At 42.4% G+C, this 10,575-nt stretch carries 13 protein-coding genes and 4 tRNA genes; 8 read left to right on the top strand and 9 right to left on the bottom strand.

The window, feature by feature from the left end:
* Positions 1–30: 30 nt before the first annotated feature.
* The 5 genes from L2730_RS20275 to L2730_RS20255 form a co-directional block, all read right to left on the bottom strand.
* Positions 31–107: transfer RNA gene (locus L2730_RS20275), tRNA-Met, on the bottom strand.
* Positions 108–157: 50 nt separating this feature from the next.
* Positions 158–234: transfer RNA gene (locus L2730_RS20270), tRNA-Val, on the bottom strand.
* A 29-nt stretch (positions 235–263) separates the two neighbouring features.
* A tRNA-Val gene (locus tag L2730_RS20265) sits at positions 264–340 on the bottom strand.
* Positions 341–342: 2 nt separating this feature from the next.
* Positions 343–419: transfer RNA gene (locus tag L2730_RS20260), tRNA-Met, on the bottom strand.
* A 167-nt stretch (positions 420–586) separates the two neighbouring features.
* On the bottom strand, positions 587–1,945 hold the full coding sequence (locus L2730_RS20255) for an MATE family efflux transporter (RefSeq protein WP_248976239.1): 1,359 nt from the start codon (positions 1,943–1,945) through the stop codon (positions 587–589).
* A 32-nt stretch (positions 1,946–1,977) separates the two neighbouring features.
* Here L2730_RS20255 and L2730_RS20250 point away from each other — a divergent pair, with 32 nt between their 5' ends.
* Complete coding sequence (locus L2730_RS20250) at positions 1,978–2,592, top strand: riboflavin synthase subunit alpha (RefSeq protein ID WP_248976238.1); 615 nt, start codon at positions 1,978–1,980, stop codon at positions 2,590–2,592.
* A gap of 43 nt (positions 2,593–2,635) precedes the next feature.
* Here L2730_RS20250 and L2730_RS20245 read toward each other — a convergent pair whose 3' ends face one another.
* The 3 genes from L2730_RS20245 to L2730_RS20235 form a co-directional block, all read right to left on the bottom strand.
* Entirely contained in the window at positions 2,636–2,836 is a 201-nt protein-coding gene (locus L2730_RS20245; protein WP_020912561.1) for a CPXCG motif-containing cysteine-rich protein, read from the bottom strand.
* A gap of 1 nt (position 2,837) precedes the next feature.
* A complete protein-coding gene (locus tag L2730_RS20240; protein WP_248976237.1) occupies positions 2,838–3,575 on the bottom strand; it encodes a pteridine reductase in 738 nt (245 codons plus the stop codon).
* Between the two features lie 103 nt (positions 3,576–3,678).
* Positions 3,679–3,942, bottom strand: a complete 264-nt coding sequence (locus L2730_RS20235) for a hypothetical protein (RefSeq protein WP_248976236.1) — start codon at positions 3,940–3,942, stop codon at positions 3,679–3,681.
* A 287-nt stretch (positions 3,943–4,229) separates the two neighbouring features.
* On the opposite strand from L2730_RS20235, the gene thrS reads away from it, so the two are divergent.
* From thrS to rplT, 4 genes are all read left to right on the top strand, one after another.
* Positions 4,230–6,158: a threonine--tRNA ligase gene (gene thrS, locus L2730_RS20230; protein WP_248976235.1), complete on the top strand. Its 1,929-nt coding sequence runs from the start codon at positions 4,230–4,232 to the stop codon at positions 6,156–6,158.
* A gap of 3 nt (positions 6,159–6,161) precedes the next feature.
* Entirely contained in the window at positions 6,162–6,704 is a 543-nt protein-coding gene (infC, locus tag L2730_RS20225) for a translation initiation factor IF-3 (RefSeq protein WP_079891934.1), read from the top strand.
* Between the two features lie 86 nt (positions 6,705–6,790).
* Complete coding sequence (gene rpmI, locus L2730_RS20220) at positions 6,791–6,985, top strand: 50S ribosomal protein L35 (RefSeq protein ID WP_012142466.1); 195 nt, start codon at positions 6,791–6,793, stop codon at positions 6,983–6,985.
* 18 nt (positions 6,986–7,003) lie between these two features.
* The gene (rplT, locus tag L2730_RS20215) at positions 7,004–7,363 is read left to right on the top strand and encodes a 50S ribosomal protein L20 (protein WP_012325107.1); all 360 of its coding nucleotides are present in this window, start codon (positions 7,004–7,006) and stop codon (positions 7,361–7,363) included.
* Between the two features lie 192 nt (positions 7,364–7,555).
* Here the strand turns inward: rplT and trxB are convergent, their stop codons facing one another.
* The gene (gene trxB, locus L2730_RS20210; RefSeq protein WP_248976234.1) at positions 7,556–8,506 is read right to left on the bottom strand and encodes a thioredoxin-disulfide reductase; all 951 of its coding nucleotides are present in this window, start codon (positions 8,504–8,506) and stop codon (positions 7,556–7,558) included.
* 265 nt (positions 8,507–8,771) lie between these two features.
* On the opposite strand from trxB, the gene L2730_RS20205 reads away from it, so the two are divergent.
* The 3 genes from L2730_RS20205 to L2730_RS20195 are packed head-to-tail and all read left to right on the top strand — an operon-like array spanning position 8,772 to position 10,528.
* Positions 8,772–9,899, top strand: a complete 1,128-nt coding sequence (locus L2730_RS20205; RefSeq protein ID WP_248976233.1) for a M14 family metallopeptidase — start codon at positions 8,772–8,774, stop codon at positions 9,897–9,899.
* Between the two features lie 33 nt (positions 9,900–9,932).
* Positions 9,933–10,250, top strand: a complete 318-nt coding sequence (locus tag L2730_RS20200) for a hypothetical protein (protein ID WP_020912569.1) — start codon at positions 9,933–9,935, stop codon at positions 10,248–10,250.
* Positions 10,247–10,528 (top strand): YeaC family protein, encoded by a 282-nt coding sequence (locus tag L2730_RS20195; protein ID WP_248976232.1) that lies wholly within the window; start codon positions 10,247–10,249, stop codon positions 10,526–10,528. The genes L2730_RS20200 and L2730_RS20195 overlap by 4 nt, the downstream gene beginning before the upstream one ends.
* The last annotated feature ends 47 nt before the right edge of the window (positions 10,529–10,575 follow it).

The following is a 10,575-nucleotide window of genomic DNA, read 5'->3' as shown; positions in this document are numbered from 1 at the left end:
ATAGTTATTTTGATTCTACTAATAAAGAATTGGTTGCGGGAGCTGGATTTGAACCAACGACCTTCGGGTTATGAGCCCGACGAGCTACCATACTGCTCCATCCCGCGTCCGGATGTTTCTCTGTAATACTTAGTATTTGAATTCAACTAATAAGAATTGGTACAACCGAGTGGATTCGAACCACCGACCCCTACCATGTCAAGGTAGTGCTCTAACCAACTGAGCTACGGTTGTATTTTTTACAATTATGAATATAAACAAATTGGTACAACCGAGTGGATTCGAACCACCGACCCCTACCATGTCAAGGTAGTGCTCTAACCAACTGAGCTACGGTTGTATTGGTTGCGGGAGCTGGATTTGAACCAACGACCTTCGGGTTATGAGCCCGACGAGCTACCATACTGCTCCATCCCGCGACTGTTTATATTGCTTGTTCTGTTGGCTGATGCCTTGGAACGAGCGCTATAGTACGGTTGATGCGGGAATGGTGCAAGTAAAAAAACACTCTTTTGTGCTAAATGCTGCTTTGGTGTGCAACTTGAGCGCTGTTTAAGCGTATTTAGCATAAATAAGCGTAAATTAATTACATCGACGAAAGTTTAACGCCGTTTTTTTGGATATACCTCAATCGCATAGCAAACAAAATAGCCGCCGCTGTCAGCCCTGCAATGAGTCCAATCCAGAATCCTTGTGCTCCCATGGCCGGAACTAATAAGTCAGTTCTTGCCAAGGTATAGCCAAGAGTCATACCCACAGCCCAATAAGAGACAAGAGTAATGTAAAAAGCACTGCGTGTATCTTTATAGCCTCTTAGCGCACCCGCGGTAACAACTTGCACTGCATCAGATAGCTGATAAATAGCGGCAAAGAACATTAGGCTACCCGCTAAGGCAATTACGTCCGGGTTATCATTATAGAGTAGTGCAATTTCATTTCTAAACAGCACCGTAATAATGGCAGTAAAAAGTGCGAGAGAGAAAGAGATGAACAGACCGAGACGAGTAATCATTGCAGATATTTCAGGTTTGTCTTGCCCTAGGTAATAACCAACACGTATAGAAACTGCAATGCCAATAGAAAGTGGAAGCATAAATACAATCGATGAAAAGTTTAGTGCTATTTGATGGCCGGCGACAACCGTTGCTCCAAGTGGGGCTAATAAGAGTGCAATTATTGCAAATAGGCTGACCTCGAAAAAGAGCGCCATGGCAATGGGAAATCCATGTTTTGTCATATCTACCATGACTTTTATGTCGGGAAGATGGAATGATTTAAATGGTGCGAGTTCTTTGAATTTCGCACTAAATTGCATATAAATAATCATCGCTATAAACATTGCCCAGAAAACCAATGCTGTCGCGATGCCACAACCAGCTCCGCCCATTGCTGGGATGCCAAAATGACCATAAATAAAGATATAGTTAGCCGGTATGTTTACTGCTAATCCAACAAATCCTATGACCATGGTAGGTAGCGTGTATGAGATCCCTTCACTACATCCTCTGAGAACTTGATACAATACAAAAGCAGGAACCCCCCACATAAAGCCGTCGAGATAACCAACACTGAGCTCTGCAAGCGCAGGTTCTAAATCCATTAGGGCTAAAATATTGTCCGCAAGTGAGAGAAAGAACATCACACCTGCGCTGCCTATTATGGCAATATATCCAGCTTGGAACGCTAATGGTTGTATTGCTTTTTGGTTGTCGGCACCATGATGGTGTGCAAATACAGGCGTGAAAGCCATAAGAAGCCCTTGCACAAATAACAATGCTGGTAGCCAAAGGCTTGATCCAATAGCAACAGCCGCCATATCAACAGCGCTGACTCGACCTGCCATTACAGTGTCGATAAAACCCATCATAGTTTGGGTGACTTGAGCAATTAGTACTGGCAGTGCTAATTGAATTAAGCGTTTGGCCTGAAAGCCAGAGTGGTTCATTGAGTGAGCCCTTAATACATACGAGAGAAAAAATGTTTACAGGTATAGTTCAAGCAACATGTGAAGTGTTAGCGATAGATAAAAAACCGGGATTTAATACGCTACAAATCGCAACTGGACCGGATTTGCGCGAGGGACTTTCACTAGGGGCAAGTGTCGCAAATAACGGTGTTTGTTTAACAGTTACAAGAATAGAAGATGATAGGGTGTTTTTCGATGTAATGGAAGAGACCCTCAAACTAACTAACCTAGTAAATCTGAGACCTGGATCACAGGTTAACATCGAACGTTCATTAACGTTTGGCAGTGAGATTGGCGGGCATATTTTATCTGGTCATGTACACACTCAAGCTCAGTTAAAATCAGTCAGCAAAACTGAATCGCATTATGATATTTGTTTATCTGTTGAGCCAAAATGGATGAACTATATCCTTTATAAAGGTTTTATTGGCGTTAATGGTTGCAGTTTGACCGTAGGTGAAGTGACAGAGACCAGTTTTATGCTGCATTTGATCCCTGAAACGCTGAAGTTAACCAATTTAGAACAGTATGCAGCAGGGGACAAATTGAACATAGAGATAGACAGCCAGACACAGGCGATAGTCGATACCGTCGAGAGGGTGTTAGCAAAGCGTTTTGCTAACTAGCTAAAATGTTTCTCCGCTGTTTGATGTTCAAATAGCGGATTGACTAATAAATTTGTTCGTCATCAGAGTCAATATAAAGCTCTACTTTTAAACGTGACTCATCGATGTGCATTCGCATATGAATAGGGTTACAGCACACTCGACAATCTTCATAGTATTCTTGATCGCCAGCGGTAGCATCTATATTGAGGTGTTGATGATGACCGCAATGCGGGCATGAAATCGTTTTGTTAATAAATCGCATATTAAGCTCCCGTAAAACCGACTGCGCTTCGCCCTCCATCTACTGCAATTATCTGTCCTGAGATATAGGGTGCGCCCACTAAGTGAGATACCAGTTTAGCGATGTCCTCAGCTTGACCGAGTTTTGCTAAAGGGATCTCAGCTAAGACATGCTGTTGAGAGTCATCATTAGATAGTTCTGGCCAGAGTATTGCGCCTGGAGCGACTCCATTTACACGGATGTCAGGTGCAAGTTCTTGTGCCAGCGAAAGCGTTGCCATCTCAAGTGCTGCCTTTGAAATAGAGTATAGCCCATGATCTTTTAATGGGCGCCTAGCATGAATATCAATTAAGTTAATGATGCACCCGCTATGCTGTTTTAGAAAAGGCGCTAACTGCTCAGCGAGTAAATAGGGCGCGAGTAGGTTTGTTGCAAGTAGTTGTTGTGCTGTTTGATAATCGGTATTACCTAACGGAGTAGGATAAAATTCAGCCGCATTATTGATTAATATACTTATAGGTAAAGATTTCACCTTTAACATAGCTACAAATTTTTCTAGTTCAAATTGATTGTTCAGTTCGGCCTGCATAATTTGTGCAGAATTAGGCCTAATGTGGTTCAGTTCTGACTGTAACGCTATCGCTTCGTTGCTGGATTTGCTGTAGTGAACAATGATGTTAAGCCCATCGGCATGCAACTGCTTAGCAATACTATAGCCAATCCGTTTTGCTGCTCCGGTGATGAGTGCCCATTTGTCCATGACGTGATCCCTAAACGATTTGTAAATCAGTAGTCATTATCGCCTTATAAATATTCTCCACACAATCTATTACTTAATTTGCCAACCAAAATTCTAGTATCGATCATTCAGCAACGATAAATGTCGATTTTTCTTGCACTATATAAGTAGTTCGCATTTGTTTTAACTTAAGAGCCACATTGAATGTACTCTCTGTAATGCTTTTATCTAATTGCTCAGTGAGTATCGCCATGTTGGCATTTATCTGCTGTTGTAGCTCCATCTTTAAAGTAGTTTTATCTGTTATTGTCATTTCCGATGCCATCTGCTGGTTAACGTCAGCACTAATAGTAGAAAGTGCCGCTGTCAGTATTATTACGTTTATCATAATGTCCTCCTTGATTAGACGCGGCTAGATTAGCGATAAAGAATGATGTTTATGTGACAGTTAGCTAATATTTCCTATCGTCTTTTATGACCTTTTCTTATTATTTGAATTAGAAAAACTAATATAAAGGTAAAACTTGCATCAACTAGGCGCTATCCCTTAGAATTACGCGCTTACGCGTTGGAAAACATAGACTCCTGTACGGTCTTGTCCCAGTGGCGTTATAACTCTTATTTATTAAACCCAAGTGGCCCTACGTGGGGGTCACCACTGGAAAAGGAACAATCATGCCTGTAATTACACTTCCTGATGGAAGCAAACGCGAGTTTGCTCAACCCGTTTCTACTTTAGATGTTGCTGCCGATATTGGTCCAGGTCTTGCAAAAGCTTGTATTGCTGGACGTGTTAATGGTGAGCTAAAAGATGCTTGCGATATCATTGATACCGATTCTGAGCTGTCAATCATCACAGCTAAAGACGATGAGGGGGTAGAGATCCTTCGCCACTCTTGTGCACATTTGCTTGGTCATGCTTTTAAACAGCTTTGGCCTGAAGCTAAAATGGCGATTGGTCCAGTTATCGACAACGGTTTTTACTATGACATCGACTTAGATCATAAATTAACCCAGGAAGATATTGATGCGCTGCAAAAGCGCATGACTCAACTTGCTAAAACTAACTATGCGGTCGATAAGCGTGTAGTCAGCTGGCAAGAAGCGCGTGATACCTTTGAAGCTCGCGGTGAGAGCTACAAGATAGAAATTCTTGATGAGAACATCAGTAAAGATGCATCTCCTGCGCTTTATCACCACGAAGAATATGTCGATATGTGCCGTGGTCCGCACGTACCGAACATGAAGTTTTGTCAAAACTTTAAGTTGATGAGTGTTGCTGGCGCATACTGGCGTGGTAACTCTGATAACAAAATGCTGCAACGCATATACGGTACAGCTTGGGCTGATAAGAAAGCACTTAAAGTGCATCTTAACCGTTTAGAAGAAGCTGCAAAGCGCGACCATCGCAAAATTGGTAAGCAACTCGATCTTTACCATATGCAAGAAGAAGCTCCAGGTATGGTGTTTTGGCACAATGATGGATGGAGTTTGTTCCTAGAACTTGAAAAGTTCATCCGTCAAAAGCTTGGTCAGTACACATACCAAGAGGTTAAAGGTCCGTTGATGATGGATCGCGTGTTGTGGGAACGCTCAGGTCATTGGGATAAGTATGCCGATGGAATGTTCACGACCAATTCAGAAAGTCGTGAATATGCCATTAAGCCTATGAACTGTCCTGGACATGTTCAGATCTTTAATCAAGGTCTTAAGTCATACCGCGACTTGCCTTTACGTATGGCTGAATTTGGTTGTTGTCACCGCAATGAACCATCAGGTTCATTGCATGGTTTGATGCGCGTTCGTGGTTTTACTCAAGATGATGCACATGTTTTCTGTACAGAAGAGCAAGTTCAGCAGGAAGTGAGTGCTTGTATTCAAATGGTGTATGACACATACGAAACATTTGGATTCAAGAATATCGTGGTTAAGCTATCTACTCGCCCTGAAAAACGTATCGGCGATGACGATATGTGGGACCGAGCAGAAGAAGCATTAAAGCAAGCGCTTAAATCTAACGACATCGAGTTTGAAATTCTTCCGGGCGAGGGCGCATTCTACGGTCCTAAGATTGAATTCACACTTCATGATTGTTTAGACAGAGCTTGGCAGTGTGGTACGGTACAATTAGATTACGCATTACCTGGCCGTTTAGGTGCAACTTACGTGGCTGAAGACAATAGTCGTCAGACTCCTGTAATGATCCACCGCGCGATTTTAGGTTCTTTAGAGCGCTTCTTGGGTATTCTTATAGAAGAGTACGCAGGAAAATTCCCAACTTGGTTAGCCCCACAACAAGTTGTTGTTATGAATATTACCGATAAACAGTCTGATTATGCTGAAGAAGTTGTCAATTTATTCAAAGAACATGGAATTCGTGCAACTAAAGACTTGAGGAATGAGAAGATAGGCTTTAAAATACGCGAGCACACGTTAAGGCGTGTCCCTTATTTATTGGTCGTTGGCGATCAAGAAATGGAAAATAAGGAAGTCGCGGTGCGTACTCGAGAGGGTGTTGACTTAGGTAAGATGCAAATCCAAGAATTTGCAACTAAGCTCAAAAATCAAATTTCGCTCCGTAGTCTCAATTTGTTGGAGGATTAGGTCATAAAGATCAAAAAAACAGCAGGGCGCCAGGCGGCCCCGAATAGAATTAACGAGCTCATCACTGGTGTATCAGAAGTCCGTCTTAACGGTCTTGACGGTGAGCAATTAGGTATCTTAACTATTAGAGAAGCACAGGAAGTTGCCGACGAAGCAGGTGTTGATCTAGTAGAAATTAGCCCTAATGCCGAGCCGCCGGTTTGCCGTGTAATGGACTACGGTAAGTTCCTTTTTGATAAAGCGAAAGCTCAAAAGGAACAAAAAAAGAAGCAGAAAATTGTACAGGTGAAGGAAATAAAATTCCGTCCCGGTACAGATGAAAACGACTACCAGGTAAAACTACGCAACCTGACTCGTTTTCTAGAAGACGGCGACAAAGCGAAAGTAACGCTTCGTTTCCGTGGTCGTGAGATGGCTCACCAAAGCCTAGGTATGGATCTTTTGAACCGTATCAAAGCTGATTTGGAAGCAATTGCAGTCGTGGAGTCTTTCCCTAAAATGGAAGGTCGTCAAGCTGTCATGGTTCTTGCGCCGAAAAAGAAATAGTAAGGCAACCATAAAAGTAGCAGGGGTCTGTTAAGGTCTCTGCTCGCCTTGCGTTTTATTAATTGTCCCAATGCGGAGTTTTAGCAATGCCTAAAATGAAAACAGACAAGGGTGTAGCGAAGCGTTTTAAGAAAACTGCTAATGGTTTCAAACGCAAGCAAGCCCATTTACGTCATATTTTGACCAAGAAGAGCACTAAGCGTAAACGTCACTTACGTGCAAAATGTCAAGTAGCTAAGTCTGATGTGCCAGCAATTGCACGTCAACTACCATACGCTTAATTAAAGGAGCAATGAACAATGCCTAGAGTTAAGCGTGGTGTAACCGCTCGTGCTCGTCACAAGAAAGTACTCAAACTAGCCAAAGGTTATTACGGAGCTCGCTCTCGTACTTACCGTGTTGCTGTTCAAGCAGTAACTAAAGCTGGTCAATATGCTTACCGTGACCGTCGTCAGAAGAAACGTCAATTCCGTCAACTTTGGATTGCACGTATCAATGCGGCTTCTCGTCAAAATGGTCTGTCTTACAGCCGTTTCATTAATGGTTTGAAAAAAGCCTCTATTGAAATCGATCGTAAGATCCTGGCTGACATCGCTGTTTTTGATAAAGTTGTATTTACAACTTTAGTAGAAAAAGCAAAAGAAGCTTTAGCTAAGTAATTAGCTTTGATTCTTGTAAAAAGGGAGCCCTCGGGCTCCCTTTTTTGTAGCTGAAATTTGCATGTTAGAAAAAATTAAGTCCACTAATACCAATCAGTATAATCGCCAGTTTATGCAATACAGGCATTAATCTCTTGGTTTCAAGCATAAAAAAAGCAGGCTTAACGCCTGCTTTTTAAATTGGAATTATGATTACTGAGCGTCTAAGTAACGCTCTGCATCTAACGCTGCCATACAGCCTGTACCTGCAGAGGTAATTGCTTGACGATAATGTTGATCCATTACGTCCCCTGCAGCAAAAACACCTTCAATACTCGCTTGTGTTGCATTACCATTTAAGCCACTTTCGACCTTAATGTAGCCATTGTTCATCTCTAATTGGCCTTCAAACATGCCAGTGTTTGGACTGTGGCCAATCGCAACAAACACGCCTGCAACATCTAAATCTTTGATGCTACCATCTTTAGTGCTTTTCATCTTAAGGCCATTAACGCCCATTGCATCACCGACAACTTCTTCAAGTGTATTGTCTAAGTGCAAAATGATGTTACCGTTTTCTACCTTATCCATTAGACGTTTAGTTAGGATTTTTTCGCTACGGAAAGAATCACGACGGTGAATAAGGTGAACTTCAGAAGCGATGTTACTTAAGTAAAGTGCTTCTTCTACGGCGGTATTACCACCACCAATTACAGCAACTTTTTGATTACGGTAGAAGAAACCGTCACAAGTCGCACAAGCAGAAACGCCACGGCCTTTAAAAGCTTCTTCTGACTCAAGCCCAAGGTACATAGCAGATGCACCTGTTGAGATAATAAGAGCATCACAAGTAAACTCGCCATTATCGCCTTTAAGCTGGAAAGGGCGCACATTTAAGTTAACTTCATTGATATGATCAAAAATAATTTCAGTTTCAAATTTTTCAGCGTGCTTCTGCATACGCTCCATCAATGCTGGACCGGTAAGATCATCTGCATCACCAGGCCAGTTTTCAACTTCAGTCGTCGTCGTAAGTTGTCCACCTTGCTGCATACCCGTGATCATGACAGGCTTAAGGTTGGCGCGAGCGGCGTATACTGCGGCTGTATAGCCTGCAGGGCCTGAACCCAGAATAAGTAAGTTACAATGTCTAGCTTGGGTCATTTTTTTCTCCGTTCTTTTACGAATGCGATTTCTAACAGGGGAGTCAGCACTCCCTCTATCTCTAGGAATTGCAGGGATTGTATGGAATTTAAGGTTGTTGGTAAAGCTCTGTATTGGCCGTTAGTGCAACGTAAACCTTACAGAACCGTGATTTTTAGGGGTTATTGCACGCTTTTGGCTGCTCCTTATCACGTTTTGGTTTATTCTATAGCGCAAAGATTGATATCTAGCTGATCACAGCCCTAAACAGTAAAAAGGAAGTGTTATGCGTATTAGCGCGAATTTTGATGGCGGAAACATAGAAGTAATCAACGCAGACAATAAAGATGATGTGCAGCTCGCCATACGTCCAGATGAGGGCGGAGAGTTTTTTCAGTGGTTTAACTTCAAACTAGACGGTGTCGTAGGAACTCAGTACACACTTAATATCGTCAATGCAGATAAAGCTTCTTATGTAAAAGGCTGGGACGATTATCAAGCAGTAGCGACCTATGATAGACAAAGCTGGTTTAGACTGCCAACCACATATCAAGACGGTAAATTGACAATCGAAGTCGATTTAGATTGTGACGCTATTCAAATTGCTTATTTCGCACCTTATAGTTACGAGCGTCACCAAGATCTACTCGCGGCTGTACAAGTGCACCCACAGGTTAGTTTAGAGCATTTAGGCTTAACATTAGATGAGCGTGACATGACGCTGATTAAAGTCGGTGATGGTGACGAGGAGAAGGCTAATATCTGGATCACTGCACGTCAGCATCCAGGTGAAACGATGGCAGAATGGTTAGTTGAAGGTCTGATCAACAATCTACTAGATAGTGACTGCCCAACAGCGAAATCATTGCTTGATAAAGCAAACTTCTACATAGTACCGAACATGAATCCAGACGGAAGTGTTCGTGGACACCTTCGTACCAATGCTGTCGGGACAAACTTAAATCGTGAATGGCAATCTCCTTCATTAGAAAAAAGCCCAGAAGTCTTTTATGTCGTTAACAAGATGAAAGAGACTGGCGTCGATCTTTTTTATGATGTTCATGGTGATGAAGGCTTACCTTTTGTGTTCTTGGCTGGCTGTGAAGGCGTGCCAGCATACACCAAAGAAGATGCTGAACGTCAGCAAGCATTTGTTGATGCATTGCAAATGGCCAGCCCAGATTTTCAAACTGAGTTTGGCTATGATAAAGATCAGCCTGGTCAAGCAAACCTTACTGTAGGTTCCAACTGGGTTGCTCATACATTTGGTTGTCTTTCTAATACTTTGGAAATGCCGTTTAAAGACAACGATAACATGCCTGACTTAATGGCTGGATGGTCACCGGAGCGTTGTATTTATCTCGGTGAGGCATCATTGATTGCAATGAATGCAGTTGTAGATAAATTGAAGTAATGAACAGTTAATAAGAGCGGCAGAGGTGAATATATGGCGTTAGTAAAATGCCCCGGCTGTGGTGAGCGGATATCGAGCATGGCAAAACAGTGCTCTCATTGTAAGGCGAATATTTCTGCTGATAATGAAAGCTTGCAGGTTATTAGCCATATTAAGCGCTCTAACCAATTAATGAACCAAAGTTTTCTTGCACTGACGTTATTTATTGGCGGCGTAGTAACTTGGTTTTGGGGAGGAGAGCCTGCAGAGGGTACCCGTGCTACTGTTGCCGGCGGCGCATTTGCTTTAGGTTTTGTTGGCTATCTCATCACACGAGTACAAATCGTGCTGCATAAACGGAAAAAAGTATGACAGATATCAATAAAGTCATCGATGAAATGCCCACCGAAGTCTACGAGCGCTTATTAAGTGCGGTAGAGCTCGGTAAGTGGGAAGATGGTACAGTGCTAAGCCAAGAGCAGCGTGCTTCAACGCAGCAAGTGGTGATGCTTTATCAAGCAAGGAAGCTCACTCAAACTGAGCATTTTACTATTAATAGTGAAGGGCAGGTTAATGAGTTATCCAAGTCTGAACTTAAAAAGCAGTTTAGAGGCGACTCAATCGCTGAATTTAAAGAGAAAGAGCTTTAAATTAGATTTATAAAAGTAAAAGCCGCTCTATCAAGAGCGGCTTTTTT

It is taken from the genome of Shewanella kaireitica, assembly GCF_023284045.1.
Classification (GTDB): Bacteria; Pseudomonadota; Gammaproteobacteria; order Enterobacterales; family Shewanellaceae; genus Shewanella; species Shewanella kaireitica.
The sequence above is the reverse complement of the archived record's forward strand: the minus strand, read 5'-3'. Positions and strand labels throughout refer to the sequence as shown.